The organism is Streptomyces griseoflavus, from assembly GCF_014649995.1.
Taxonomy (GTDB): Bacteria; Actinomycetota; Actinomycetes; order Streptomycetales; family Streptomycetaceae; genus Streptomyces; species Streptomyces griseoflavus.
Genome location: NZ_BMUC01000001.1, coordinates 67540 through 93795 on the forward strand (window position 1 = coordinate 67540; position 26256 = coordinate 93795).

25 protein-coding genes are annotated in these 26256 nt (G+C 71.2%); 16 read left to right on the plus strand and 9 right to left on the minus strand.

The window, feature by feature from the left end:
- Positions 1-75: 75 nt before the first annotated feature.
- From IE172_RS00275 to IE172_RS00285, 3 genes are all read left to right on the plus strand, one after another.
- Positions 76-1878 carry a DEAD/DEAH box helicase gene (locus tag IE172_RS00275; protein ID WP_435804206.1) on the plus strand — a complete coding sequence of 601 codons (1803 nt, stop codon included), beginning with the start codon at positions 76-78 and terminating at the stop codon, positions 1876-1878.
- A gap of 279 nt (positions 1879-2157) precedes the next feature.
- Positions 2158-2799, plus strand: a complete 642-nt coding sequence (locus IE172_RS00280) for an IclR family transcriptional regulator (RefSeq protein WP_190094986.1) — start codon at positions 2158-2160, stop codon at positions 2797-2799.
- Between the two features lie 55 nt (positions 2800-2854).
- The gene (locus IE172_RS00285) at positions 2855-3646 is read left to right on the plus strand and encodes a S16 family serine protease (protein WP_190094987.1); all 792 of its coding nucleotides are present in this window, start codon (positions 2855-2857) and stop codon (positions 3644-3646) included.
- Positions 3647-3664: 18 nt separating this feature from the next.
- On the opposite strand, the gene IE172_RS00290 is transcribed toward IE172_RS00285, so the two are convergent.
- The 5 genes from IE172_RS00290 to IE172_RS00310 are packed head-to-tail and all read right to left on the minus strand — an operon-like array spanning position 3665 to position 7914.
- Complete coding sequence (locus IE172_RS00290) at positions 3665-4642, minus strand: glycine betaine ABC transporter substrate-binding protein (RefSeq protein ID WP_190094988.1); 978 nt, start codon at positions 4640-4642, stop codon at positions 3665-3667.
- The gene (locus tag IE172_RS00295; RefSeq protein WP_190094989.1) at positions 4639-5505 is read right to left on the minus strand and encodes an ABC transporter permease; all 867 of its coding nucleotides are present in this window, start codon (positions 5503-5505) and stop codon (positions 4639-4641) included. Before IE172_RS00295 ends, IE172_RS00290 begins: the two co-directional genes overlap by 4 nt.
- Positions 5502-6761, minus strand: a complete 1260-nt coding sequence (locus IE172_RS00300; RefSeq protein WP_190094990.1) for a betaine/proline/choline family ABC transporter ATP-binding protein — start codon at positions 6759-6761, stop codon at positions 5502-5504. Before IE172_RS00300 ends, IE172_RS00295 begins: the two co-directional genes overlap by 4 nt.
- Before the next feature lie 4 nt (positions 6762-6765).
- Complete coding sequence (locus IE172_RS00305) at positions 6766-7413, minus strand: ABC transporter permease (protein WP_190094991.1); 648 nt, start codon at positions 7411-7413, stop codon at positions 6766-6768.
- A gap of 30 nt (positions 7414-7443) precedes the next feature.
- Entirely contained in the window at positions 7444-7914 is a 471-nt protein-coding gene (locus IE172_RS00310) for an Lrp/AsnC family transcriptional regulator (RefSeq protein WP_190094992.1), read from the minus strand.
- Between the two features lie 122 nt (positions 7915-8036).
- Between IE172_RS00310 and hppD the strand changes: the two genes are divergently transcribed.
- The gene (gene hppD / locus IE172_RS00315) at positions 8037-9185 is read left to right on the plus strand and encodes a 4-hydroxyphenylpyruvate dioxygenase (protein WP_190094993.1); all 1149 of its coding nucleotides are present in this window, start codon (positions 8037-8039) and stop codon (positions 9183-9185) included.
- Positions 9186-9254: 69 nt separating this feature from the next.
- On the opposite strand, the gene IE172_RS00320 is transcribed toward hppD, so the two are convergent.
- Positions 9255-10652, minus strand: a complete 1398-nt coding sequence (locus IE172_RS00320) for a tetratricopeptide repeat protein (RefSeq protein WP_190094994.1) — start codon at positions 10650-10652, stop codon at positions 9255-9257.
- Between the two features lie 104 nt (positions 10653-10756).
- Here IE172_RS00320 and IE172_RS00325 point away from each other — a divergent pair, with 104 nt between their 5' ends.
- The 3 genes from IE172_RS00325 to IE172_RS00335 all read left to right on the plus strand — a co-directional run bounded on the left by IE172_RS00325 (position 10757) and on the right by IE172_RS00335 (position 14577).
- Positions 10757-12172 carry an FAD-binding oxidoreductase gene (locus IE172_RS00325; protein ID WP_190094995.1) on the plus strand — a complete coding sequence of 472 codons (1416 nt, stop codon included), beginning with the start codon at positions 10757-10759 and terminating at the stop codon, positions 12170-12172.
- Between the two features lie 112 nt (positions 12173-12284).
- Complete coding sequence (locus IE172_RS00330) at positions 12285-13718, plus strand: RDD family protein (RefSeq protein WP_190094996.1); 1434 nt, start codon at positions 12285-12287, stop codon at positions 13716-13718.
- A gap of 139 nt (positions 13719-13857) precedes the next feature.
- Positions 13858-14577 (plus strand): RDD family protein, encoded by a 720-nt coding sequence (locus IE172_RS00335; RefSeq protein ID WP_190094997.1) that lies wholly within the window; start codon positions 13858-13860, stop codon positions 14575-14577.
- A 22-nt stretch (positions 14578-14599) separates the two neighbouring features.
- Here IE172_RS00335 and IE172_RS00340 read toward each other — a convergent pair whose 3' ends face one another.
- Entirely contained in the window at positions 14600-14899 is a 300-nt protein-coding gene (locus IE172_RS00340; protein WP_190094998.1) for a hypothetical protein, read from the minus strand.
- A gap of 389 nt (positions 14900-15288) precedes the next feature.
- On the opposite strand from IE172_RS00340, the gene IE172_RS00345 reads away from it, so the two are divergent.
- Positions 15289-17643: an immune inhibitor A domain-containing protein gene (locus IE172_RS00345; RefSeq protein WP_190094999.1), complete on the plus strand. Its 2355-nt coding sequence runs from the start codon at positions 15289-15291 to the stop codon at positions 17641-17643.
- Positions 17644-17777: 134 nt separating this feature from the next.
- Positions 17778-18110, plus strand: a complete 333-nt coding sequence (locus tag IE172_RS00350) for a hypothetical protein (protein ID WP_190095000.1) — start codon at positions 17778-17780, stop codon at positions 18108-18110.
- A gap of 94 nt (positions 18111-18204) precedes the next feature.
- Here the strand turns inward: IE172_RS00350 and IE172_RS00355 are convergent, their stop codons facing one another.
- Positions 18205-18798 (minus strand): isochorismatase family protein, encoded by a 594-nt coding sequence (locus IE172_RS00355; protein ID WP_190095001.1) that lies wholly within the window; start codon positions 18796-18798, stop codon positions 18205-18207.
- An 82-nt stretch (positions 18799-18880) separates the two neighbouring features.
- Positions 18881-20233, minus strand: coding sequence for a nicotinate phosphoribosyltransferase (locus IE172_RS00360; RefSeq protein WP_190095002.1), 1353 nt, complete (start codon positions 20231-20233; stop codon positions 18881-18883).
- Between the two features lie 106 nt (positions 20234-20339).
- Here IE172_RS00360 and clpS point away from each other — a divergent pair, with 106 nt between their 5' ends.
- The 7 genes from clpS (at position 20340) to IE172_RS00390 (ending at position 26256) form a co-directional block, all read left to right on the plus strand.
- On the plus strand, positions 20340-20648 hold the full coding sequence (gene clpS, locus IE172_RS00365) for an ATP-dependent Clp protease adapter ClpS (protein WP_190095003.1): 309 nt from the start codon (positions 20340-20342) through the stop codon (positions 20646-20648).
- Positions 20649-20703: 55 nt separating this feature from the next.
- On the plus strand, positions 20704-21306 hold the full coding sequence (locus IE172_RS00370; RefSeq protein ID WP_190095004.1) for a DUF2017 domain-containing protein: 603 nt from the start codon (positions 20704-20706) through the stop codon (positions 21304-21306).
- 366 nt (positions 21307-21672) lie between these two features.
- Complete coding sequence (locus tag IE172_RS00375) at positions 21673-23208, plus strand: alanine/glycine:cation symporter family protein (RefSeq protein WP_190095005.1); 1536 nt, start codon at positions 21673-21675, stop codon at positions 23206-23208.
- Between the two features lie 419 nt (positions 23209-23627).
- A complete protein-coding gene (locus tag IE172_RS00380; RefSeq protein WP_190095006.1) occupies positions 23628-25052 on the plus strand; it encodes an amino acid permease in 1425 nt (474 codons plus the stop codon).
- Between the two features lie 130 nt (positions 25053-25182).
- Positions 25183-25605, plus strand: a complete 423-nt coding sequence (locus tag IE172_RS00385; RefSeq protein WP_190095007.1) for a M67 family metallopeptidase — start codon at positions 25183-25185, stop codon at positions 25603-25605.
- 119 nt (positions 25606-25724) lie between these two features.
- Complete coding sequence (locus IE172_RS35310; RefSeq protein ID WP_356079428.1) at positions 25725-25820, plus strand: putative leader peptide; 96 nt, start codon at positions 25725-25727, stop codon at positions 25818-25820.
- A gap of 103 nt (positions 25821-25923) precedes the next feature.
- Complete coding sequence (locus IE172_RS00390) at positions 25924-26256, plus strand: MoaD/ThiS family protein (protein ID WP_190095008.1); 333 nt, start codon at positions 25924-25926, stop codon at positions 26254-26256.

Consider the following 26256-nt stretch of genomic DNA (forward strand, 5'->3'; position numbering starts at 1 on the left):
CCGCGACCGGGCCCTCGGTAGGGTGGCCCGGTCGTCCCGCGCAGATGCGCCGCACCCGAACCACCCCCGACGGAGATCGTGACTACCACCGCCGGCACCGCGTCCCACTCGCACCACCTGTCCCCGGCCTTTCCCGGGCGGGCCCCCTGGGGTACCGCGGGGAAGCTGCGGGCCTGGCAGCAGGCGGCGATGGACAAGTACATCCAGGCACAGCCCCGGGACTTCCTGGCGGTCGCCACGCCCGGCGCCGGCAAGACGACCTTCGCGCTGACGCTGGCCTCCTGGCTGCTGCACCACCACGTGGTGCAGCAGGTGACCGTCGTCGCGCCGACCGAGCACCTGAAGAAGCAGTGGGCCGAGGCCGCCGCGCGGATAGGCATCAAGCTCGACCCCGAGTACAGCGCGGGCCCGCTCGGCAAGGACTACGACGGGGTCGCCGTCACCTATGCCGGTGTCGGTGTGCGTCCCATGCTGCACCGCAACCGGGTCGAGCAGCGCAAGACCCTCGTCATCCTCGACGAGATCCACCACGCCGGTGACTCCAAGTCCTGGGGCGAGGCCTGCCTGGAGGCGTTCGAGCCGGCCACCCGGCGGCTCGCGCTGACCGGTACGCCGTTCCGCTCCGACACCAACCCCATCCCCTTCGTCACCTACGAGGAGGGCGACGACGGGATCCGGCGCTCCTCCGCCGACTACACCTACGGGTACGGTTCCGCCCTCGCCGACAACGTCGTCCGCCCGGTCATCTTCCTGTCGTACAGCGGCACCATGCGCTGGCGCACCAAGGCCGGGGACGAGATCGCCGCCCGCCTCGGCGAGCCCATGACCAAGGACGCCGTGAGCCAGGCCTGGCGCACCGCGCTCGATCCGCGCGGCGAGTGGATGCCGGCCGTGCTGCGCGCCGCCGACCAGCGGCTCACCGAGGTCCGCAAGGCCATACCGGACGCCGGCGCCCTGGTCATCGCCGCCGACCAGGACTCCGCGCGGGCGTACGCCAAACTGATCCGCGAGATCACCGGCAGCAAGCCCACCGTCGTCCTGTCCGACGACACCGGCGCGTCCAAGAACATCGACACCTTCAGCAGCGGCACCGACCGCTGGATGGTCGCCGTCCGCATGGTGTCCGAGGGCGTCGACGTCCCGCGCCTCGCCGTCGGCGTGTACGCCACCACCATCTCCACCCCGCTGTTCTTCGCCCAGGCCGTCGGCCGTTTCGTGCGGTCCCGGCGGCGCGGCGAGACCGCGTCCGTGTTCCTGCCGACCATCCCGGACCTGCTCGGTTTCGCCAACGAGATGGAGCGCGAGCGCGACCACGTCCTCGACAAGCCGAAGAAGGACGGCGAGGAGGACCCGTACGCCGAATCCGAGAAGGAGATGGAGGAGGCGAACCGGGAGCAGGACGAGGACACCGGCGAGCAGGACATGCTGCCCTTCGAGGCGCTGGAGTCCGACGCCGTCTTCGACCGGGTGATGTACAACGGCGCCGAGTTCGGCATGCAGGCCCACCCCGGCAGCGAGGAGGAGCAGGACTACCTCGGCATCCCCGGACTCCTCGAACCCGACCAGGTGCAGCTGCTGCTGCAGAAGCGGCAGGCCCGGCAGATCGCGCACAGCCGCAAGAAGCCCGCCGAGGAGGCGGACCTCCTGGAGATGCCCGCCGAGCGGCGCCCGGTCGTCTCCCACAAGGAGATGATGGAGCTGCGCAAGCGGCTCAACAACCTCGTCGGCGCCTACGTCCACCAGAGCGGCAAACCGCACGGCGTCATCCACACCGAACTGCGCCGGGTCTGCGGCGGCCCGCCCTCCGCCGAGGCCACCCCGGGACAGCTGCGCCAGCGGATCGAAAAGGTGCAGGAGTGGGCCACACGCATGCGATGACACCGTGGGGACGTAGGGGGACAAACGGAACCACTTCCCGGTGAGAGTGCCCGGATTCTGGACGGAGGCTTCCGCTCACCGGACCGGCTCGCTACTGTCCCCGCAACGCACACGCCCCGTGGCAGCGCCGCCGCGGAGCGCAGCCGTGAAGCGACTGTGCCCGGGGAGACCGCCGGGCCGCCGGCCGATCGGCGGCCTCTGAAGCGCGTGACCGACGGGACTCGGTGACGCATCCGCCGTGAGAGGACCGCCGACCTCACCACTGAAGGAGTGGGCGTCGTGACCGCGGAGACCTCTCAGACGCTCGACAGGGGACTACGGGTCCTCAAGCTGCTCGCCGACACCGACCACGGGCTGACCGTCACGGAGCTGTCCCACAAACTGGGCGTGAACCGCACCGTCGTGTACCGGCTGCTCGCCACGCTGGAGCAGCACGCGCTGGTACGCCGTGACCTGGGCGGACGGGCTCGGGTCGGACTCGGTGTGCTCAGGCTCGGACGGCAGGTGCACCCGCTGGTGCGGGAGGCCGCGATGCCGGCGCTGCGGTCGCTGGCGGAGGACATCGGCGCGACCGCGCACCTGACGCTGGTGGACGGGGCGGAGGCGCTGGCCGTGGCGGTGGTGGAGCCGTCGTGGACGGACTACCACGTGGCGTACCGGGCCGGGTTCCGGCATCCGCTGGAGCGGGGGGCCGCGGGCAAGGCCATCCTGTCCGCCCGGCAGCGGACGGCGGACGACCCCGGGTACACGCTGACGCACGGCGAGCTGGAGGCGGGGGCGTGCGGGGCCGCCGCTCCGCTGCTGGGCGTGACGGGCGTCGAGGGCAGCGTGGGGGTCGTCATGCTGGCGGAGGTCGTACCGGAGCGGGTCGGCGCGAGGGTGATGGACGCGGCCCGGGAGGTCGCCGAGGCCCTGCGCTGAGGCGGCCGCGCCCGCGGGCCGTCGTGCCGCGACCGCCCGCGGCTACGATGACTGCGTGCTCTCCCGCCTCACACGTCCCCAGACCGTGGCCGCCCTCGCCGTGCCGGCGGCGGCCCTGCTGGCCACCGCCGCCTTCGCGCCGCTGCCCTTCTCCGTCGCGCAGCCCGGCCTGACCGCGAACGTGCTCGGGGAGAACAAGGGGACGCAGGTCATCACCATCTCCGGCGCGCCCGTGCGGAAGACCAGCGGGCAGCTGCGGATGACGACCATCGAGGCGACCTCCCCGGACACCCGTGTCGGCCTCACGGACGTGATCGACAGCTGGTTCAGCACCGACCAGGCGGTCATGCCCCGCGACTCGGTCTACCCCAGCGGCGGCGACGTCAAGGAGATCGAGCGGTACAACCGGGAGCAGATGGAGCAGTCCCAGGACGAGGCGACCCGGGCCGCGCTGAACTACCTGGACCGCGCCGACGAGAACATCGACGTCACGCTGAGGCTCGCCGACGTCGGCGGCCCCAGCGCCGGCCTGCTGTTCTCCCTCGGCATCGTCGACAAGCTGAACGGCGACGGCAGCGGCGGCGACCTCACCGGCGGCCGGGTCGTCGCCGGCACCGGCACGATCGACGAGAAGGGCGTCGTCGGCCCCGTCGGCGGCGTCCCCCTGAAGACGCAGGCGGCCCGGCGCGACGGCGCCACCGTCTTCCTGGTGCCGAAGGCCGAGTGCGCCGACGCGCGCACGGAGCTCCCCGAGGGTCTGCGCCTGATCCCCGTGACCACCCTCGAGGGCGCCGTGCGGGCACTGGTCGACCTGGAGAAGGGCACCGGCAAGGTCCCCAGCTGCTAGCCGACGGGACGACAGACCCTAGCCCTCCTTGACGAACCCCTCGTCCACCATCCAGTCCAGCGCCACCTGGTGCGGGTCCTCCCCGTCGACGTCCACCTTCGCGTTCAGCGTCTGCGCCACGTCGTTGTCGAGCTTCGCGGTGACCGGGGCGAGGACCTCGGCGATGGCCGGCCACTTCTCGAACGTGCCGGAGTTGACCGTCGGTGCCGCGTTGTAGTTGGGGAAGAACCTCCGGTCGTCCTCCATCACCACCAGGTTCATCGACTTGATGCGCCCGTCGGTGGTGAAGACCTCCCCGTAGGTGCAGGCGCCCTTGGCCGTCTGGGTGTAGATGATCCCGGTGTCCATCTGCGTGACGTTGCCCGCCGGGATGTCCATGCCGTACGCCTTCTCCATGCCCGGCAGGCCGTCCGCGCGGTTGGCGAACTCGCCCTCCACGCACAGCGTCACCGCACCGGGGTCGGACTTCGCCAGCTCGGCCACCTCGGAGAGGGTCCGGGTGCCGTACTTCTCGAAGTTCGCCTGGTTCATGGCCAGGGCGTAGGTGTTGTTGAGCTCCGAGGGCTCCAGCCAGGTCACCCCTTCCTTCACGTCCGCGTCCCGCACCGCCAGCCACTGCTCGCGCGGGTCGGGGATCGGCTTGCTGTTGCCCTGGTACGTGATCCACGCGGTGCCCGTGTACTCGAACCCGGCGTCCGCGTCGCCGTTGACGACGGCCTCCCGCGAGCCCACGGACCCCTGGATGCCGGTCCGGTCGATCACCTCGGCGCCGGCCGCCTGGAAGGCGATGCCCATGATCGCGCCCAGGATGAGCTGCTCGGTGAACTCCTTGGAGGTGACGGTGAGTTTCGCACCCTCCAGCGGCTTGCCCTCGCCGACCGAACCGGGTTCCACGTCGTCGACCATCGGCGAGCCGCTGGTCAGCCCGCATCCGGGGGCCGCCGCCAGCAGCATCCCGGCCAGGAACAGGCGGACACCGGCACGTGCCCGGCTCATGGCCCCGCCTCCAGGCCCCGCGGCCGCAGCAGCAGTTCCGCCAGCGAGGCCAGCCAGTCCACCAGCAGCGCGAGCGCCACGGTGAGGATCGAGCCCACCACCAGCACCGGCATCCGCTGACTGGTGATCCCGGTGGTGATCAGTACGCCGAGCCCTCCGCCGCCGCCGAACGTGGCGAGCGTCGCCGTGCCGACGTTCAGGACGAGCGCCGTCCGCACACCGGCGAGGATCAGCGGAACGGCCAGCGGCAGCTCCACCCGCGTGAGCACGCCCAGCGGGGACATGCCGATGCCGCGCGCCGCCTCCAGCAGCGTCGGGTCGTTGGCCTTCAGGCCGGCGATCGTGTTCGACAGCACGGGCAGCACGGCGTAGGCGATGATGCCGATCAGGGCGGCCCTGCGGCCGATGCCCAGCCAGATCACCAGCAGCGCCAGCAGACCGATCGCCGGGGTGGCCTGGCCCATGTTGGCCAGCGTCATCGCCACCGGGGTGGCCCTGCGGAACATCGGACGGGTCAGCAGGATGCCCAGCGGGATCGCGATGATCAGCACGAAGAACGTGGAGATCACGGTGAGTTCGATGTGCTGCCACAGGGCCTTGGACACCTGCCCGTTCGACAGCGCGTTGCGGGTGAGCGCGTCGAGGTCCGCCTGCTCGAACCACAGCCAGGTCGCGAGCAGCAGGGCGATCAGCGCCACCGGAAGGAACGTCAGCTTCCGCCAGGTCACCCGGGGGAGTCGCGCGGCCGTGGGCCGGGGGACGGCCCCGGTGCCGTCGCCGGACGGCCCGTCGTCGCCGTCGGGCGGGGCCGGGTCCGGCGTCCCGTGCCCGTCCTCGGGCCGCCACCCGGAAGAGGTCCTCACGCCTTCGCCTCCCCCTCGAAGCCCTCCTGCTCGGCGTGCGTCTGCGAGGCCTGCTGGTCCTGGAGGCCGGCCTGCGCCTCCCTCGCCTCCAGCCGGTCCGCCTCCAGCAGCTCGTGCACGGAGTTCATCAGCGTCTCCACGTCCACGACGCCCTCGTACGCGCCGCGCCGCCCGGTGACCGGGACCCGGCCGGTGTTGTCGGTGAGCACCGCCTCCAGCGCGTCGCGCAGGGTCGCGTCCCGGGTCACCGTGTCACCGACCAGCGCGCCGGCCCGGGCCAGGGACCCCTTGGCGCGCATCATGTCGCCGCGCCGCAGCCACTTGTAGGGGCGGCCCCGCTTGTCGAGCACCAGCACCTCGTTGGTGCCGCCGGAGCGGAGCTTGCCGAAGATCTCCTCCAGCGGGTCGTCGACGCTCACCGTCGGGTAGTCGGTGATCCCCACGTCCCGCACCCGGGTCAGGTTGAGCCGCTTCAACGCCGCTCCCGCGCCGACGAAGCCGGACACGAAGTCGTCGGCGGGGTTGGTGAGGATCGCCTCCGGGGTGTCGAACTGCGCGATGTGGGAGCGTTCGCGCAGCACCGCGATCCGGTCGCCGAGCTTGATTGCCTCGTCGAAGTCGTGGGTGACGAACACGATCGTCTTGTGCAGCTCCCGCTGGAGCCGGATCAGCTCGTCCTGGAGGTGGTCCCGGGTGATCGGGTCCACCGCGCCGAACGGCTCGTCCATCAGCAGCACCGGGGGATCCGCCGCCAGCGCCCGCGCCACGCCCACCCGCTGCTGCTGACCGCCGGAGAGCTGACGCGGATAGCGGTCGTGGAACTCGGCCGGGTCCAGCCCGACCAGGTCCAGCATTTCCTCGACCCGCGCCCGCACCCGTGCCGCCGGCCAGCGCAGCATCCTCGGCACCAGGGCGATGTTCTGCGCCACCGTCATGTGCGGGAACAGCCCGCTCGCCTGGATCGCGTACCCGATCTTGCGGCGCAGCCGTACCGGGTCCATGTCGGTGACGTCCTCGCCGCCGATGCGGATGCGGCCGGCCGTCGGCTCGATCAGCCGGTTGATCATCTTCAGCAGGGTGGACTTCCCGCAGCCCGACGGGCCGACGAGGATCACCGTCTCGCCTTCCCTGAAGTCCATGCTGACGTTGTCCACGGCCGGCAGCGCACTGCCCGGGTACCGCTTGGTCAGGCCCTCCAGCTCGATGGTCGCCCCGACCGACCGGGACTCCGTCTCCGGCGCCGGGGGACCAGCCACGGAATCAGGCACGGATCCCCCCGGGGATGGTGAGCCGCCCGATCAGGACGTACGCGGCGTCGAACAGCAGGGCGAGGACGATGATCCCGAGGGTGCCGGCGAGCACCTGGTTCAGCGCGTTCGAGCTGCCCAGGGAGGCGATCCCGCGGAAGATCAGGTTGCCCAGGCCGGGCCCGGAGGCGTAGGCGGCGATGGCCGCGATGCCCATCAGCATCTGGGTGGAGACCCGGATCCCGGTCAGGATCGGCGGCCACGCCAGCGGCAGCTCCACCCGCGTCAGCCGGGCCGCGCGCGACATCCCGATCCCCTTGGCCGCGTCCACCAGCGACGGATCGACCCCGCGCAGGCCCACGATCGCGTTCCGCACGATGGGCAGCAGCCCGTACAGCGTCAGCGCGATCACCGTGGGCGGCACGCCGAGTCCCACGATGGGGATCAGCAGACCGATCATGGCCAGCGCGGGGACGGTCAGCAGGGTGGCGGTGGTGATCGTGGCGAGGTTGCCCGCCCACTCGCTGCGGTAGGTGACCACCGCGATCACCACGCCGAGCAGGGTCGCCACCACCATGCACTGGAAGACGACGCTGGCGTGCTGGTAGGCGTCGACGAGGATCTGCTGATGCCGGCTCCCCAGGTACTCCCAGAAACTCACAACGGCTCACCCCAGCTCGGCCAGGTCGGGTCACTCGCCGAGCGCGGCCTGCTCCACCAGCGGGATGATCCGCAGCGGAACGGGGTTCTCCATGACGATCGCCGTGGAGGCCCGGACGATGCCATCAAAACCGACCACGCGGTCGATCACCCGCTGGAGATCGGCGTTGGAGCGTGCCACCAGCCGGCACATCATGTCCCCGGTACCGGTCGTGGTGTGCAGCTCCAGCACTTCCGGCACACCCGCCAAGTGGGCCCGCACGTCGGCTCCTTGACCCTGCCGGATCTGGAGCGTGGCGAACGCCGTGACCGGGTAGCCGAGGGCCGCCGGATCCACCTCGGGGCCGAATCCGCGGATGACTCCGTTCGACTGAAGCCGGTCGAGACGCGCCTGCGCCGTCCCGCGCGCCACCCCCAGCCGACGGGACATCTCCAGCACCCCGATGCGCGGCTCGCGCGCCAGCAGCAGGATGATCCGCCCGTCCAGATGATCGATCGCCATACCGGCCTCCCCGATGGTCATCCTGTACAGAAAGCCCGCACCGACGGGCCTCCGGCTGAACACATTGCCCAGTGAACAGGCAAACTATTGCGCACCTTGCAGGGCTGGCCCACCCTGCACCTATGACGCAGACCACAGACCACACTCCCGCAGCGACCGCCCGGCAGGCCGACCCCTTCCCGGTCAAGGGAATGGACGCGGTCGTCTTCGCCGTGGGCAACGCCAAGCAGGCGGCGCACTACTACTCCACCGCCTTCGGCATGAAGCTGGTCGCCTACTCCGGACCGGAGAACGGCAGCCGCGAGACCGCGAGCTACGTCCTGGAGAGCGGCTCCGCCCGCTTCGTGTTCACCTCGGTGATCAAGCAGTCCACCGAGTGGGGCGCCTTCCTCGCCGACCACGTCGCGGCGCACGGCGACGGCGTGGTCGACCTCGCCATCGAGGTCCCGGACGCGCGCGCCGCGTACGCCTACGCCGTCGAGCACGGCGCCCGCCCGGTCGCCGAGCCGTACGAGCTGAAGGACGAGCACGGCACCGTCGTCCTGGCCGCGATCGCCACCTACGGCGAGACCCGCCACACGCTGGTCGAGCGCTCCGGCTACGACGGCCCCTACCTGCCCGGCTACGTCGCCGCCGACCCGATCGTCGAGCCGCCGGCCCAGCGCTCCTTCCAGGCCGTCGACCACTGCGTCGGCAACGTCGAGCTCGGCCGGATGAACGAGTGGGTGGAGTTCTACAACAAGGTCATGGGCTTCACGAACATGAAGGAGTTCGTGGGCGACGACATCGCCACCGAGTACAGCGCGCTGATGTCGAAGGTGGTCGCCGACGGCACGCTCAAGGTCAAGTTCCCGATCAACGAGCCCGCCATCGCCAAGAAGAAGTCCCAGATCGACGAGTACCTGGAGTTCTACGGCGGCGCGGGCGTCCAGCACATCGCGCTGAACACCAACGACATCGTGCACACGGTCCGCCAGATGCGCGCGGCCGGTGTGCGGTTCCTGGACACCCCCGACTCGTACTACGACACCCTCGGGGAGTGGGCGGGGGAGACGCGGGTGCCGGTGGAGACGCTGCGCGAGCTGAAGATCCTCGTCGACCGTGACGAGGACGGCTACCTGCTGCAGATCTTCACCAAGCCGGTCCAGGACCGTCCGACGGTGTTCTTCGAACTCATCGAACGCCACGGCTCCATGGGCTTCGGCAAGGGCAACTTCAAGGCCCTCTTCGAAGCGATCGAACGCGAACAGGCCAAGCGCGGCAACCTGTAGCCGCCCCGACACCGGGCAGTCGTGCCGCCCCGCGGCACGACTGCCCGCGTCAGTCGCGGAGGGCGGCGCTCAGGAGGACTCGGGCCCCGCCTGCACGGAGGGCTCGCCCAGGCCGGCCAGGGCGGCCTCGGCCCGGGGCGCGCCCAGGGGGGAGAACCACGGGTTGATCTGCAGGGCCTCCCTCAGGTGCCGCCGCGCCGCCCCGTACCGCTCCAGCGACCGCTCGATCATCCCCCGGTGGAACACGTACAGAGCACTGCGCACGCCCCCGCCCTGCGTCCCCTCCGTCGCCCGCACGGCGAACGGCAGCGCCTCCTCGTGCTCCCCGGCACGGTGCAGCGCCCATCCCAGCGCGTCCGCCACCTCCGTCGACGGCCCCCGCTCCCACGCCGCACGCAGCCGCCGCACCGCACCGGCCGCGTCCCCGTGGTCCGCCTCGAACCGGCCCAGCACCAGCGACTCGTCCGCCCCGTGCGCCGCGGCCACCCGCACCCGCTCCCGCAGCACCGCGTACTGCGCCTCCGCCGCCCGCTCCAGCCCCAGCGACTCGTACAGCTCGCCCAGTTCGAGCGCGTACTCCGGCCGCGGCTGCCGCGCCAGCGCCGTCCGGTACGCGCCCAGCGCCTCCGTCGTCCGCCCCAGTGACGCCAGTGCCCTGCCCTGGCCGGCCTGCGCCGCCCGCTGGTCGGGGTCGATCCGCACCGCCTCACGGAAGTGCCGCAGCGCGTCCTGGCGGTCACCGCGTTCCCAGGCGAGCTGCCCGGCCCGTTCCAGGTACGCCGCCCGCTCGGCCGGTTCCGCGGCGGCCGACGCCGCGTCCGCCAGCTTCGCCGCCGCGTCCTCCCGCCAGCCCCGGTCCCGGTACACGGCCGCCGCCCGCGCCATCACCGCCGGGCCGGTGCGCAGCCCGGTGAGCCGCTCCAGCAGTTTCCCCGTCTCCTCGTCGTCGCCGAGCCCCGCCGACGCCTCGATGAGCAGCGGGTACGTCGTCCACCGCGTCGGCTCCAGCTTCCGCGCCGCCTCGCCCCACTCGCGTGCCCCCGCGTGGTCCCGCCGCGCGTTCGCCAGCGCCGCGAGCCCCCGCAGCGCCGGGGCGTTGCCCTCCGGCCGCAGTCTCAGCGAGGTGCGCAGCGCCTTCTCGGCCCGTGACCAGTACGCCGGGTCCGCCAGCCGCAGCCCCTGTGCCACCCGGGCCGAGCCGAGCACCGCCCAGGCCGCGGCGTCCCCGGGGTGCCGCTTCAGGCGCTGCTCCCGGTCCGCCACCAGTGCCCGAAGATCCGGCAGCGCGGCCGGTACCCCGCTGCCGACCGCGGCCAGCGCACGGGCCTCGGGGGTCGGCGCGGGCGGCGCCGCCTCGCCCCACGGCAGCAGCACCAGCGCTCCGCCCAGCACGGCGCACCCGGTGACGGAGGCGAGCAGCGCGCGGTGGCGCGTCCGCCGGCGGGGCCCACACGGCTTGTCGTCCATGGCGCACACTGTGCGTCACACCCCGCTTACGTACGATGATCACACCCCGTGGTGACGCGGGTGCCGTACACGGGGTTCACACCGATGGCCCCGGGTGCGACGCTGTGATCATGAGCCGTATCGAAGCGCGAAGCGATGAAGACACGGTGACGGCCGGCCCTCTCGTCGACCGGCTGCTCGGCGGCCTCCCCGCGGACGCCGTCCTCACCGACCCCGACGTCACGGCCTCCTACGCCCACGACATGGCCAGCTTCTGCCCGGCCGGCAGCCCCGCGGCGGTCGTGCTGCCGCGCACCGTCGAACAGGTCCAGCACGTCATGCGCACCGCCACCGAGCTGCGCGTCCCCGTCGTCCCGCAGGGGGCCCGCACCGGACTGTCCGGCGCCGCCAACGCCTCCGACGGCTGCATCGTGCTCTCCCTGACCCGGATGGACCGCATCCTGGAGATCAGCCCGGTCGACCGGATCGCCGTCGTCGAACCCGGCGTCGTCAACGCCGCGCTCTCCCGCGCCGTCGGCGCACACGGCCTCTCCTACCCGCCGGACCCCTCCAGCTGGGAGACCTGCACCATCGGCGGCAACATCGGCACCGCGTCGGGCGGGCTGTGCTGCGTGAAGTACGGCGTGACGGCCGAGTACGTCCTCGGCCTGGACGTCGTCCTCGCCGACGGCCGCCTGATGACCACCGGCCGCCGCACCGCCAAGGGCGTCGCCGGGTACGACCTGACCCGTCTGTTCGTCGGCTCCGAGGGCTCCCTCGGCATCGTCGTCCGCGCGGTCCTCGCCCTGCGGCCCAAACCGCCCGCGCAGCTGGTGCTGGCCGCCGAGTTCTCCTCCGGCGCCGCCGCGTGCGACGCGGTGTGCCGCGTCATGGCCGGCGGCCACGTCCCCTCACTCCTCGAACTCATGGACCGTACGACGGTCAAGGCGGTCAACGACATGGCCCGCATGGGCCTGCCGGAGTCCACCGAGGCGCTGCTGCTGGCCGCCTTCGACACCACCGACCCGGCGGCGGACCTCGCCGCCGTCGGCGCGCTCTGCGAGGCCGCCGGTGCCGTCCGGGTCGTCCCGGCCGAGGACGCCGCCGAGTCCGAACTGCTGCTCCAGGCCCGGCGGATGTCGCTGGTCGCGCTGGAGGCGGTCAAGGGCACCACGATGATCGACGACGTGTGCGTGCCCCGCTCGAAGCTCGGCGAGCTCATCGACGGCGTGGAACGGATCTCCGAGAAGTACCGGCTGGCCATCGGCGTCGTCGCGCACGCGGGCGACGGCAACACGCACCCGACGGTCTGCTTCGACGCCACCGACGCGGAGGAGTCGCGGCGGGCCCGGGAGTCCTTCGACGAGATCATGGCGCTCGGTCTGGAACTCGGCGGCACCATCACCGGCGAACACGGCGTGGGCGTGCTCAAGAAGGAGTGGCTGGCGCGCGAACTCGGCCCGGTGGGCGTGGAGATGCAGCGGGCCGTCAAGAAGGTCTTCGATCCGCTCGACATCCTCAACCCGGGCAAGCTCTTCTGACCCGAAGGTGCCCGAAAGGGGTGGGGTCCGGCCGGACGGGCGGTCAGGCCCCCGCCCGTCTGATAGATGTGGTCCCCCGACCCACCCCATCGAGCAGATACGGGACGACGGAATGAGTGCCCCAACCCCGGCCCCCGGTGACGACAGGCCCCGCGAAGGGTACTACCCGGACCCCTCCATTCCCGGATACGTCCGGTACTGGAACGGCGCCTCCTGGGTCCCCGGCACCAGCCGCCCGGCGCCCCGGGACGGCGAGGCGCTCGCGGCGCCGTCCGGCGCGGGCCCGGCGCTGCCCTCCGTCGAGGAGACCGGCCCGCACTTCTTCGACGAGGACCCGGTGGACGAACCGGCGCCCGCGCCGCCCTCCGCCGCGTCCCCGTCTACCGCGCCGTCGCCCGCCGAGGCGCAGCACGGCAGCAGGCCCGAACCCGCCTCGGCCTGGGGCGCGGACCGCTCCCACCAGTCCGGCTTCGGCGGCGACCAGGACCGCAGGGTCTCCTGGGGCACCGACCCGCGCGTGCCGCACCCGGCAGCGCCGTCCGCCCCGTCCGCCCCGCAGACCCCGGCCGCGGACACCCCGGACCCTGCCGCGGGCCCGGCCGGCGGGGGCACGTTCGTGTTCCGCAGGCCGGGGGCGAGCGACCGCCGGGCGGCCGACGCCGGTGCCGAGGACGAGGGCACGATGACCTTCCGTGCCGTCACCCCGGACGCGGGTGAGCGGAACCAGGGGCAGGGTGCCGCCGCCGGACGCCCCGGCTTCGGTGCCGGAAAGGCCGCGGCCGCCCGCGCCGCCGCCGCCCCGGCACCCTCCGGAGCGCAGCCGGCCACCGCACCGGCCGTCCCCCCGCAGACCGCCGCCCCCGCCCCTTCCGGAGCCCCCGCCGCCCCCGTGGCTGCCGCTGCCGCCGTGTCCGGCTCCGCGCCCCTGACGACCGGCTCCGGTGGCGGTCAGTCCTCCTGGGCGCAGCAGGTGCACCGGCTCGCCGGTGGCGAGGAGCCCCCGGTCGCGCCGTGGAAGCCGCCGGTCGAGGACCCGTTCCAGGCAGCCGCCCGCCGTCAGGCCGAGGCCCGCCCCGCCGCGCTCGGCAAGCGGCTGGCCGCCCGGCTGCTGGACACGCTCGTCGTCGGCGCCGTCACCGCCGCGGCCGCCGTGCCGCTCGGCATCGCGGCCATGGACCACATCGACGCGAAGATCGAGGCGGCCGAACTGTCCGGACGGACCGTCACGGTCTGGCTGCTGGACGGCACCACCGCGGTCCACCTCGGCGTCGTCCTCGCCGTCCTCCTCCTCACCGGTGTCCTCTACGAGGTGCTGCCCACCGTCAAGTGGGGGCGGACCCTCGGCAAGAAGCTGCTGGGCCTGGACGTGCGGGACATCGAGGGCCACGAAGCCCCCGGCTTCGGCGCGGCCCTGCGACGCTGGCTGGTCTACAGCGTTCCCGGGCTGCTCGTCGTCGGTGTCGTCGGCGTCCTGTGGTGCCTGTTCGACAAGCCGTGGCGGCAGTGCTGGCACGACAAGGCCGCGCACACGTTCGTCGCGGGCTGATCCGGCGGGCTGATCCGGCGCGGCTGATCCGCCGGGCTGGTGTGACCGGCTGACGCGCCGGGGGCGCCCGCCGCCTCCGGTACTCCGGACGGCGGCTCGCCGGATGCGGGGGAGCGGGGTTCGCGGTCGACTCGGGTGCATGACCACCGAACCGCCCCCCGGCTCCGGTCAGCAGCCGCCGGACGACGACCCGTTCAAGAAGCACCCCCCGCCGGGCGGCCCCGGCTCCCCGGGGTCCGGCTCCCCGTACGGCCCCGGCCCCGCGGGCGGCGGCGACCCCTACGGCAGTGGCGGCGGTCCGTACGGCGGTGGTGGCGGCCCGTACGGCGGCGGCCCTCCCGGCGGCGGTCCGTACGGCGGAGGCAGCCCCTACGGGGGTGCTCCCGGAGGCCCTTCCGATCCCCTGGCCGGCATGCCCCCGCTCGCCGACAGCGCCAAGCGCACCCTCGCCCGCATCATCGACATGATCCTGGTCGGGATCGTGGTCTTCCTGCTCACCTGGCCGTTCGGCGTCAACGAGTACAACGTCGACGGCAACAACATCAACGTCGGCAACGGCTTCGTGCAGTCCGCCGTCGCCGCCGTGCTCTACATCGCCTACGACACGGTCCTGACCGCCCGTACCGGCCAGACCCTGGGCAAGAGGCTGCTGCACCTGCGGGTGGCCGACCTGTCCGACGGCTCCACCCCGTCCGTGCAGACCTCGCTGATGCGGGCCGCCGTGCTGTGGCTGCCGTTCGCGTTCTGCTGCGCCTGCGTGTGGACCGTGATCTGTGGCGGCTGGAGTTACTTCGACCGGCCCTTCAAGCAGGGCCTGCACGACAAGGCGGCCAGGACCGTGGTGGTCAGCACGGGATGACGCCGGCGGGCGGGGGAACCGGTCAGGAAGCGGCCCGCTCCCGCACCGGCTCGCGCACGGAGTCCCGTACCGGTCCGCGCGCCGGAGCGGGGACGGTGGCCCGGACCGGCCGCGGGGCCGCGGGCCGGGCCGGCGCCGCGGGGCGCCGGGGCGCCGGCACGGTCACGGCGACCAGCAGTCCCAGGGCGAGTGCCGACACGGCGACCACCGCGACGCCCGGGCCCGAACTCGTACCGGACAACAGCAGCATGGCGAGGGTGGAGAAGATCACCGTGCACGAGCCGTAAGCGAACTGAGCCACAGTAGGACGGGGCATGGCCATCGTGTCCTCGGGAGTCGGGGGCTGTCGGCCTGGCTTTCCGCCGGTTCAAGGGCGATGCGCCAAGCGACTCTAACCGCGAGGGTGCCCGAGCGGAAAGCGCGGTAAGCGTGACCTCACCGAAGGGGCCGGTGCACAGGGGGCGCACGGAGTCATGACGTCCACCACGTGGACGGTCGTACGCGCCCGCTCGGGTTCGGTCGGAAGTGTCCGGAAAGCGAACCACGGCTCCGCATAACGCCATTGACCTGTCCAAGTCAAGGTCTGTTTTTTCTGCCGAACCTCTAGTCAAATGTCGTCACTTGACTACACGCGTTGATCACGTGCGTGCGGGACCTTCCACCGACGGAACCTCCTACGGCCGCGCGTGCGCTCGCGGGAGGGGATCTCAAGTGACCAGTAGAACCTGGACGTTCAGAGCGGCCGCGACAGGCGTGGCACTCGCGGCGGTCACCGCCACCTGCTCTGCGTTCACCGTGGCACAGGCCGACACGGCTGACCAGGCCGACCGGCCCGGCGCCGTGGAACGGCACGACCCGGCCGAGCGCCACCACGTCGAGCACGACCTCGAGGGGCCGCTCTCCAAGACGCAGGCGGCCCAGCGAGAGGAAGCCCTCAACCAGGTCATATCCGGTAAAGCCTCGGTCAAGGACCGTCAGGGTTCGAAGGTCGTCCAGCTCAAGGGCAAGAAGGGCGACTCCAAGTACGTCGAGCTCGGCCGCGAGAAGACCGACAAGATCTTCACGATCCTGGTGGAGTTCGGCGACAAGATCGACAGCCGCTACGGCGGCACCCCTGGCCCGCTGCACAACCAGATCGCCAAGCCGGACCGCAAGGTGGACAACTCCACGGCCTGGCAGGCGGACTACGACCAGGAGCACTTCGAGGACCTGTATTTCGGTTCCGGCAAGGGCGTCAACTCGGTCAAGACGTACTTCGAGAAGCAGTCCTCCGGCCGCTACTCGGTCGACGGCGAGGTCTCCGACTGGGTCAAGGTGCCCTACAACGAGGCCCGTTACGGCTCCAACAAGTGCGTCCCCGACAACTGCGCCTGGTTCGCGGTGCAGGACGGCGTGACCGCCTGGGCCGAGCAGCAGAAGGCCGCCGGCCAGACCGACGCCCAGATCAAGGCGCGGCTGTCCCAGTACGACGAGTGGGACCGCTACGACTTCGACGGCGACGGCGACTTCAACGAGCCCGACGGCTACATCGACCACTTCCAGATCGTGCACGCCGGTGAGGACGAGTCCGCCGGCGGCGGCGCCCAGGGCGAGGACGCGATCTGGGCCCACCGCTGGTACGCCTTCGGCACCGACGCCGGCGCCACCGGCCCCGAGCAGAACAAGCTCGGCGGCACCCAGATCGGTGACACCGGCATCTGGGTCGGCGACTACACCATCCAGCCGGAGAACGGCGGACTCGGCGTCTTCGCCCACGAGTACGGCCACGACCTCGGTCTGCCGGACCACTACGACACCCAGGGCGGCGAGAACTCCACCGGGTTCTGGACGCTGATGTCCTCGGGCTCCTGGCTGGGCACCGGCAAGAACGAGATCGGGAACCTGCCCGGCGACATGACCGCCTGGGACAAGCTCCAGCTCGGCTGGCTCACCTACGACACGGCCAAGGCCGGCGTCAACTCCTGGCACAAGCTCGGCCTCGCCGAGTACAACACCAAGCACAAGCAGGCGCTGGTCGTCCAGCTCCCGAAGAAGGCCGTCACCACCGAGGTCGTCGCCCCGGCCGAGGGGAAGACCCAGTGGTGGAGCGGCAGCGGTGACGACCTCCGGAACACGCTGACGCGCAGCGTCGACCTCACCGGGAAGACGTCGGCCGCGCTGACTCTCGACGGCTGGTACGAGATCGAGGCCGACTACGACTTCCTCTACGCCGAGGCGTCGACCGACGGCGGTGTCAACTGGACCGCCCTGGACGGCACGGTGGACGGCTCGCCGATCCCGCGCGACGGCAGCGACAAGCCGGCCCTGCACGGCACGGTCGACAGCTACAAGAAGCTGGCGTACTCCCTGGACGCCTACGCGGGCAAGAAGATCGACCTGCGCTTCCGCTACCAGACCGACGGCGGCGTGGCCCTCAAGGGCTTCGCGGCCGACCGCATCACGGTGACGGCGGACGGCTCCGCGCTCTTCACGGACAACGCCGAGACCGCCGACGCCGCCTGGACGGCGAAGGGCTTCTCCCGCATCGGCGCCTCCTTCACCAAGGACTACGCGCAGTACTACATCGCCGAGAACCGGCAGTACGTGTCGTACGACGAGACGCTGAAGGTCGGCCCGTACAACTTCGGCTTCGCCAACAGCCGTCCGGACTGGGTGGAGCACTTCCCGTACCAGAACGGTCTGCTGATCTGGAAGTGGGACACCTCCCAGCAGGACAACAACACCAGCGTGCACCCGGGTACCGGTCTGCTCCTCCCGGTCGACTCGCACCCGGCCGCGCTGAAGTGGTCCGACGGCACGCTGATGCGCAACCGCATCCAGACCTACGACGCGCCGTTCAGCACCTACCGCACCGACGCCCTGACGCTGCACAAGGCGGACGTGGCGACGTGGATCCCCTCGTCGAAGGGTGTGTCGGTCTTCAACGACCGCACCAGCACCTACTACGACGAGTCGAACCCGACCGGCGGTGTGAAGGTCACTGACACCAACACGAAGATCAAGATCGTCAAGGAGGCCAAGAACGGCTCCACGATCGAGCTCGAGGTCGGTCCCGCGGGCAGGTAAACAGCATCCTCGCAGGTCAGACCACGATCGGCGGTGACCCCCTGGCGGGTCACCGCCGATCCGTGTTTAGGTGCCTCCTGTGACTCTCTTATTGACACCTGTTCCGACACCGGCTGACACGGGGGTGTGACCGCATGGCCGCAGGAGGTTTCTGCAAGCTGCCGAACGGCACGGTGGTGGTGGCGCTGAACCTGCCCAGCCCCGCCGCCGGCGCACCCGCCGGGGTCCGGGTCCTCGTCCACGCCCAGAACCGCGCCCGTGCCCTGACCAGGCTGCGCAACCTGGGCCTGCGGGCGATCTACCTGCGGGGCAACGCGGCCCCGCCGACCCCCGACGAGATCACCGCGGTCCTGCACCACCCCGACGGCCTCATATGGCGTACGGCGCCGGAGGCCGACCCCCTGACGGTGGAACTCTGGCACCCGATCAGGGCCCTGCTCGGACGTCCCACGGGGGCCCAGGCCTAGCGGCCGACGCCTCCCGGACGCGGGCAGTCGTGCCGCCGGGGGGTGGGCGTCCGGTGCCGCGGGCCGCGGCACACCCGGGCCCGCCCCCGCCCGGTCACTGCACCACGGGCTTCCCGGACATCTCCACCCCCGCCGAGCGCAGCTCCTCCAGCGCCCGCTCCGTCGTCCCCGCCGCGACCCCCGCCGTCAGGTCCAGCAGCACCCGCGTCCGGAACCCCTCCCGCGCCGCGTCCAGCGCGGTGGCCCGCACACAGTGGTCGGTGGCGATCCCCACCACGTCCACCTCCTCGACCTCCCGCTCCCGCAGCCACTCCGCCAGCGGCGTCCCGTTCTCGTCCGCCCCCTCGAACCCGCTGTAGGCGGCCGCGTACGCGCCCTTGTCGAACACCGCGTCGACCGCCCCGGACGTCACCGCGGGAGCGAAGTTCGGGTGGAACCCGACTCCCTCCGTCCCGGCGACGCAGTGCGCGGGCCAGGACCGCTCGTAGTCGGGGTTGTCGGCGAAGTGCCCGCCGGGCGCGATGTGGTGGTCGCGGGTGGCCACCACATGCTGGTAGCCGCCGGCCGAGGCGGCCTGGCCGATCAGCTCGGTGACGGCGGCGGCCACATCCGCCCCGCCGGTCACGGCGAGGCTGCCGCCCTCGCAGAAGTCGTTCTGCACGTCGACGACGATCAGTGCGCGGCGCATGGCGTTGTCCTTCGCTGAGGGGTCGGTCAAGTGGGGTGAGAGGGGGACGACACGGACGGGGAGGCGGTGGGGGGCACCGCCTTTAGCTACCCGAGGGCCCGGGCGCGTACTCCGTCGGAAGCACGGGTTCCCCGCGGGACAGCTGTGTAGCGGACAGCGGCAGCGAGGCGCGCGCCGCGGCGTGCCGGTCGCGGACCACGTCGAGCGGCTCGCGGACGAGCACCTCGCCGCCCTCGACCAGCGGCACCAGCAGCTGCTGTCCGGCCAGCTCCTCGGGGACCTCGCCGGTGCCGACGACCTCCGCCTCGGCGACGCCGTACGCGTCCAGCCGCCGGGCCGCCCACTTGCGGCCGCCGACGGAGGTCTTGCCGCCGGTGGACTTCTTCGCCACCGGCACCAGCGGCGCCCCGGGATCGGCGGACTCGGCGCGGGCGACCAGCTTGTACACCATGGAGGCGGTCGGGTGGCCCGAGCCGGTCACGAGCTGCGTCCCCACCCCGTAGGAGTCCACCGGTGCCGCCGCCAGCGAGGCGATGGCGTACTCGTCCAGGTCCGAGGTCACGGTGATCTTCGTACCGGTGGCGCCCAGCTCGTCGAGCTGCTGGCGCACCCGGTGCGCCACCAGCAGCAGGTCACCGGAGTCGATCCGCACGGCGCCCAGCTCCGGCCCCGCGATCTCGACGGCCGTGCGGACCGCCTCGGCCACGTCGTACGTGTCCACCAGCAGCGTCGTGCCGCCGCCGAGGGAGTCCACCTGGGCGCGGAAGGCGTCCCGCTCGCTGTCGTGCAGCAGGGTGAAGGCGTGCGCGGAGGTGCCCACGGTCGGGATGTCGTAGCGGAAACCGGCCGCCAGGTCGGAGGTGGAGGCGAAGCCGCCGATGTAGGCGGCCCGGGAGGCGGCCACCGCCGCCAGCTCGTGGGTGCGCCGGGCACCCATCTCGATCAGCGGCCGGTCGCCGGCCGCCGACGACATCCGGGACGCCGCGGCGGCGATCGCCGAGTCGTGGTTGAGGATCGACAGGATCACCGTCTCCAGGAGCACGCACTCCGCGAAGCTGCCCTCGACCCGCAGGATCGGCGAGCCCGGGAAGTACACCTCGCCCTCCGGGTAGCCCCAGATGTCACCGGAGAAGCGGTAGCCGGCCAGCCAGTCCAGGGTCGCCCCGTCGACGATGCCCTTCTCGCGCAGGAACGCGAGGACGTCCGGCTCGAAGCGGAAGTTCTCCACCGCGTCCAGCACCCGCCCGGTCCCGGCCACCACACCGTAGCGGCGCCCGTTGGGCAGCCGCCGGGTGAAGACCTCGAACACGCTGCGCCGTCCGGCCGTACCGGCCTTCAGCGCCGCCTGCAGCATCGTCAGCTCGTACTGGTCCGTGAAAAGCGCCGTCGACGGCACACCCACCCGTCGGCCACGCCCAAGGTCTGCTGTGGTCATGGCAGGGATGCTACCCCCATTTCGTCAGTTTGACGATTTCAGTTCGGGGGGCCGGAACAGCGGGCCGGTTTGTGCGACCACCCCCCTGCGGTGGCAGCATGGGGATGTGACGTCACCCGCACCCCTGGAGATCGAACGCACCGAGTCGGCGGAGGAGGTCTTCGCCGTACCCGAGCCCGACGTCCCGTGGGTCACCATCGTCCACAACGACCCGGTCAACCTCATGAGTTATGTGACGTACGTCTTCCAGTCGTACTTCGGCTACTCCAAGGACAAGGCCACCAAGCTCATGATGGACGTCCACCACAAGGGCCGGGCCGCCGTCTCCAGCGGTACGCGCGAGGAGATGGAACGCGACGTGCAGGCCATGCACGGCTACGGACTGTGGGCCACCCTGCAGCACGACCGGAAGTGACCGAGCCGGACATGACCCGACCCCTCCCGCAGGACCGGAAGTAGCGATCGCCGCCATGCCAGGAACCTTCGAACCGCTCCCCGGCGGCGGCGCGGCCGTCGCCCTCGACGACGTCGAGATCTCCATCATCCGGTCGCTGGCCGTGCAGATGATGGAGCTCATCGGCCCCGGGCCCGCCGGTGAGGGCTCCGGCGACCCGCTCGCCGACCTCTTCGCCGAGGGTCCGAGCGAGCCGCCCTCCGACCCCGTGCTGCGCCGCCTCTTCCCCGACGCCTACGGCGCCCCCGGGGGCACCCCGCAGCCGGCGGAGGCCGAGGAGCAGCGGGCGCACTCCGCCGAGTTCCGCCGCTACACCGAGAACGACCTGCGGGCCGGCAAGCGCGACAACGCCCTCGCGGTGATCCGCTCCCTGGACGCGCTCAGCCCGGCGGGCCGGGGCGACGCGGTGCTCAAGCTGTCCCCCGACGAGTCCCGCCAGTGGCTCGGCGCGCTGAACGACCTGCGCCTGGCGATCGGTTCCCGGCTGGAGATCAGCGACGAGGACGACAGCGACCTCCTCTTCCACCTGCCCGACGAGGACCCGCGCAAGCCGATGGTGATGGCGTACCTGTGGCTGGGAGGGCTGCAGGAGACGCTCGTCGCGACGCTCATGCCGTAAACATGCTCGATACATCCATATATATCCCCTGATGTGTTCGCTCAGGAGAACCTCAAGTCCGGATAACGATCCCGTCACCGCCCCTGCGTTTTTGCCGCGTAGGGGCGTTTTCGTGTGATCCGCATCACTCGTCGCCAGGTAAACAGCGTGGTAAGAATCGGCAACTCGCTTGCGGCCCACCCTCAGCCGTGAGTGAGGAAGCCGGCCACCGCCGGCGTGGAGAACCAGCACGACAAGAGGACGACGGCCCCGGCCCACCGGGTCCGCCGCCCACCGCCGTCGCCGAACGGGACGGGGCCCCCGCCCACGACGTCACCCGCTCCGCTGCGCACGCCAGCACGTCCCCGCGCCACCTGAGGAAGTTCGATGTCACTCGACTCCATCACGCAAAACATCGACGACGCCGTAAGTGATTTCTTCGACCCTGTCGCGACCACCGTCGGCGACATCGTCTTCTACACCGTCCCGGTCGGTGACGCGGATCTTCCGCTCATCGTCGCCTGGCTCGTGATCGCCGGCCTGGTCTTCACCGGCTGGTTCGGTCTCGTCCAGGCGCGCAAACTGAAACTCGCCCTCGACGTCGTCCGCGGCAAGTACGACGAGAAGGACGCGCCCGGCGAGGTCAGCCACTTCCAGGCACTGACGGCCGCGGTCTCCGGCACCGTCGGCCTCGGCAACATCGCCGGTGTCGCCGTCGCCGTCTCCATCGGCGGCCCGGGAGCCACCTTCTGGATGATCCTGTGCGGCCTGCTCGGCATGGCCACCAAGTTCGTCGAGGTCACCCTCGGTGTGAAGTACCGCGAGGAGCACGCCGACGGCACCGTCTCCGGTGGCCCCATGCACTACCTGCCCAAGGGCCTCGCCGAGCGCTTCGGCCGCGCCGGCGCCAGGCTCGGCAAGGTGCTCGCCGTCCTGGCCTCCGCCATGATCCTCTTCTTCGGTCTGTTCGGCGGCAACCTCTTCCAGACCAACCAGAGCTACGCGCAGATCTCCTCCACCTTCGGCGGCGAGGACGGCTTCCTGGCCAGCTCCGCCGGTGCCGTGCTCTTCGGTCTCCTGGTGGCCACCCTGGTCGGGCTCGTGCTGCTCGGCGGCATCCGCTCCATCGCCTCCGTCACCAGCCGCCTGGTCCCCGCCATGGCGATCATGTACGTCGTGGCCTGCCTGGTCGTCATCCTGACGAACGTCACCGCCGTGCCCGACGCGATCGGCAGCATCTTCCAGGGCGCCTTCGAGGCGGACGGCGTCGCGGGCGGCATCATCGGCGCCCTGATCGTCGGCTTCCAGCGCGCCGCCTTCTCCAACGAGGCCGGCATCGGCTCCGCGCCCATCGCCCACTCCGCGGTCAAGACCAAGCACCCCGCCAGCGAGGGCCTGGTCGCCCTCCTGGAGCCCTTCATCGACACGGTCGTCGTCTGCACCATGACCGCGCTGACCATCGTCATCGCCAACCCCGCCAGCTGGGGCGAGGCCCGCGAGGGCGAGAACATCGGCGGCGTCACCATCACCTCCGACGCCTTCGCCACCGTCCTGCCCTGGTTCCCCCACCTGCTGACCGTCGCGGTGCTGCTGTTCGCCTTCTCCACGATCCTCACCTGGGGCTACTACGGCCTCAAGGCCTGGACGTACCTCTTCGGCCGGAGCAAGGCCAGTGAGATGACGTTCAAGGCGACCTGGAGCGTGTTCGTGATCGCGGGCTCCCTGCTCTCCCTCGACTCGCTGATCAGCCTCGCCGACTCGGCGCTCTTCCTGCTCGCCGTGTTCAACATCATCGGCCTCTACCTGCTGGCCCCCGTGGTCAAGCGCGAGCTCAACTCCTTCCTGGAGTACACCCGGACCCGCCGGACCGGGTCCGGCGCCGAGGCCGAGAACGCCGAGGTCAAGGTCACCGACGCGCCCTAGCGGCACGGTCCTGACCCGAGGGGCCCGTCCGTACCGTCACCGGTGCGGACGGGCCCCTTCCCCTTGTCGTTCCACCTGCGACGTGTGCACAGACGTTCGCTCAATGGACTCTCAAATCCGAATAACGATCGCGTCAAACGAGCGGCCGCGTTTTCGTTCCACGGTCACCTTTCTCCCTATTTTCCTGTGATCCGTGTCTCACCGAACACGGCGAATCGGTCCGGCCGCCGTGGTAGACCTGCACAACCGCCCGGCGAACGCCACCCGAACGTTCGGCCGGGTGCGCCATCGAGCCGGTCACCGCCGGCCAGGCACGAGCGGGCTTGCCGAGTCGGCTCAGCTCCATCAGTCCGGGGGGACCGAGACCCGATCCGCGGCCGACAGCGGCCCGGGTCGGCATGGAGAAAGGCGCAGCACACATGGCCTCACCGCAGGTCGACACGGAGTCCGTCCCCGAGGAGGGGTACGAACGCGGCCTCAACAGCCGCCAGGTCCAGATGATCGCGATCGGCGGCGCCATCGGCGTCGGACTCTTCCTGGGAGCCGGGGCGAACATCGCCAAGGCCGGCCCCAGCCTGATCGTCATGTACGCCCTCGCGGGCGTGATCATCTTCTTCATCATGCGGGCCCTCGGAGAGCTCCTGCTCTACCGCCCCGTCTCCGGCTCCTTCGCCGAGTACTCCCGCGAGTTCCTCGGCCCGTTCTTCGGCTACTTCACCGGCTGGACGTACTGGCTGATGTGGGTGGTCACCGGCATGGCCGAGCTGACCGCCGCCGCCATCTACATCAACTACTGGTTCCCGGCGATCCCGCAGTGGACGTCCGCGCTGGTCTTCCTGATCATCCTGTTCGGCGCCAACCTCATCTCGGTGAAGCTTTTCGGCGAGATCGAGTTCTGGTTCTCGATGGTCAAGGTCACCGCGATCATCGGCATGATCGTGATCGGCCTCGGTGTCCTCACCCTCGGCTTCAGCCAGGCCGGTGACACCGCCGCCGTCTCCAACCTCTGGGCCTTCGACGGCTTCTTCCCCAAGGGCATCGGCTCCTCCCTGATGACCCTCCAGGGCGTCATGTTCGCCTACCTCGCCGTCGAGCTCGTCGGTGTCACCGCCGGCGAGTCCGAGAACCCCGAGAAGACCCTCCCCAAGGCGATCAACACCCTGCCCTGGCGCATCGCCCTCTTCTACGTCGGCGCCCTCACCGTCATCCTGTGCGTGGTCAAGTGGACCGAGTTCTCCGCCGACGCCAGCCCTTTCGTGAAGGCGTTCGCCGTCATCGGCATCCCCGCCGGCGCCGGCATCGTCAACTTCGTCGTGCTCACCGCCGCCCTGTCCTCCTGCAACTCCGGCATGTACTCCACCGGACGCATGCTGCGCAACCTCGCCGACAACGGCGAGGCCCCGCGGCGCTTCAGCCGGCTGTCCTCCCGCAAGACCCCGGCGCTCGGCATCGTCACCTCCGTGGTCTTCATGGGCATCGGCGTCGTCCTGAACTACGTCGTCCCGGAGAAGGCCTTCGGCTACGTCACCTCCATCGCCACCGCCGCCGGCATCTGGACCTGGCTGATGATCCTGATCAGCCACGTCCTCTACCGCCGCAAGGTCGTCGCGGGCCGGCTGCCCGCCTCCTCCTTCCCGGCACCCGGCGGCTCGGTCTGCTCCTACATCGCGATCGCGTTCCTGCTGTTCGTCACCGTGCTGATCGCGATCGACGCCGACGCCCGGATCTGCCTGTACGTGATGGCCGGCTGGGCCATCGCCCTCGGCACCGGCTGGGCGGTCCTCAAGAGCCGCAACCCGCAGGTCACCCGGCGCGACGAGAGCCACTTCGAGAAGGTGGGCTGACCCCCACCCGGGACGCCGGCCGCGGGGAGCACTCGTGGGCCTCCCGCGGCCATCCGCTCAAGGCGTCCGGCATGCGGGCCGTTCCGTACCACCCCTCGGTACGGAACGGCCCGTTGCCTATCCTGGGCCCATGCTGACCATCACCCAGGCGCTGTACGACCAGATCGTGGCCCACGCCCGCGAGGACCACCCCGACGAGGCGTGCGGCGTGGTGGCGGGCCCGGTGGGCGCCGGCCGCCCCGAGCGCTTCATCCCCATGCTGAACGCCGCCCGCTCGCCCACGTTCTACGAGTTCGACTCCCAGGACCTGCTGAAGCTGTACCGGGAGATGGACGACCGCGACGAGGAACCCGTGGTCATCTACCACTCCCACACCGCGACCGAGGCCTACCCCTCCCGCACCGACGTCACCTACGCCAACGAGCCCGGCGCCCACTACGTCCTGGTCTCCACCGCCGACACCGACGACGCCGGCGAGTTCCAGTTCCGCTCGTTCCGCATCGTCGAGGGCGAGATCACCGAGGAGGAGGTCAAGGTCGTCGAGGCCTACTGACCGCCGCCCGGCCCGGTCCCGCGGCGCGAACCCCGGCCCGTCCCGTATCGCGGAAGCGAGGTGTCCGTACAGTGAGATCACACTCCGGAAGCCCGTCCGGGAATCGATACGATGACCCCATGGTTCTTCTCGATGTGAGCGACACAGCGCCGGGCACCCTGCTCGTGGCGCGGCTGCACATCGATCTGTGCCGGCTGAACAGCGCCATCTGTTGACCCCCGCTGCCGCCGTACGGCCGAGAGCCGCGGCGGGCTTCCGCGTGCCGCCGCGCGCCCTTCCCGAACCCACGACAGACACATCCGACAGGAGCCCTCAGCCATGGCCATCGAGGTCCGCATCCCGACCATCCTCCGCCAGTACACCGACGGACAGAAGGCGGTGGAAGGCACCGGGAGCACCATCGCCGAGCTCTTCACCGACCTCGAGACCCGGCACACGGGCATCCACGCCCGCATCGTCGACGGCGAGCAGCTGCGCCGCTTCGTGAACGTCTACCTCAACGACGAGGACGTCCGCTTCCTCGACGGCATCAACACCAAGCTGTCCGACGGCGACAGCGTGACGATCCTGCCGGCCGTGGCAGGAGGTTCTGCCGCGGCGAAGCCGCGTCCGGTCGGGGTGGCGGCCGGGCGACGGGCGGGAATGGCCTGA

Coding starts and splice junctions, on each gene's coding strand:
- IE172_RS00385 (WP_190095007.1), top strand. CDS start 25,183: ATGCTGACCATCACCCAGGCGCTGTACGACCAGATCGTGGCCCACGCC.
- hppD (WP_190094993.1), top strand. CDS start 8,037: ATGACGCAGACCACAGACCACACTCCCGCAGCGACCGCCCGGCAGGCC.
- IE172_RS00390 (WP_190095008.1), top strand. CDS start 25,924: ATGGCCATCGAGGTCCGCATCCCGACCATCCTCCGCCAGTACACCGAC.
- IE172_RS00375 (WP_190095005.1), top strand. CDS start 21,673: ATGTCACTCGACTCCATCACGCAAAACATCGACGACGCCGTAAGTGAT.
- IE172_RS00370 (WP_190095004.1), top strand. CDS start 20,704: ATGCCAGGAACCTTCGAACCGCTCCCCGGCGGCGGCGCGGCCGTCGCC.
- IE172_RS00380 (WP_190095006.1), top strand. CDS start 23,628: ATGGCCTCACCGCAGGTCGACACGGAGTCCGTCCCCGAGGAGGGGTAC.
- IE172_RS00330 (WP_190094996.1), top strand. CDS start 12,285: ATGAGTGCCCCAACCCCGGCCCCCGGTGACGACAGGCCCCGCGAAGGG.
- IE172_RS00320 (WP_190094994.1), bottom strand. CDS start 10,652: ATGGACGACAAGCCGTGTGGGCCCCGCCGGCGGACGCGCCACCGCGCG.
- IE172_RS35310 (WP_356079428.1), top strand. CDS start 25,725: ATGGTTCTTCTCGATGTGAGCGACACAGCGCCGGGCACCCTGCTCGTG.
- IE172_RS00350 (WP_190095000.1), top strand. CDS start 17,778: ATGGCCGCAGGAGGTTTCTGCAAGCTGCCGAACGGCACGGTGGTGGTG.
- IE172_RS00355 (WP_190095001.1), bottom strand. CDS start 18,798: ATGCGCCGCGCACTGATCGTCGTCGACGTGCAGAACGACTTCTGCGAG.
- IE172_RS00310 (WP_190094992.1), bottom strand. CDS start 7,914: ATGGCGATCGATCATCTGGACGGGCGGATCATCCTGCTGCTGGCGCGC.
- IE172_RS00335 (WP_190094997.1), top strand. CDS start 13,858: ATGACCACCGAACCGCCCCCCGGCTCCGGTCAGCAGCCGCCGGACGAC.
- IE172_RS00290 (WP_190094988.1), bottom strand. CDS start 4,642: ATGAGCCGGGCACGTGCCGGTGTCCGCCTGTTCCTGGCCGGGATGCTG.
- IE172_RS00340 (WP_190094998.1), bottom strand. CDS start 14,899: ATGGCCATGCCCCGTCCTACTGTGGCTCAGTTCGCTTACGGCTCGTGC.
- IE172_RS00360 (WP_190095002.1), bottom strand. CDS start 20,233: ATGACCACAGCAGACCTTGGGCGTGGCCGACGGGTGGGTGTGCCGTCG.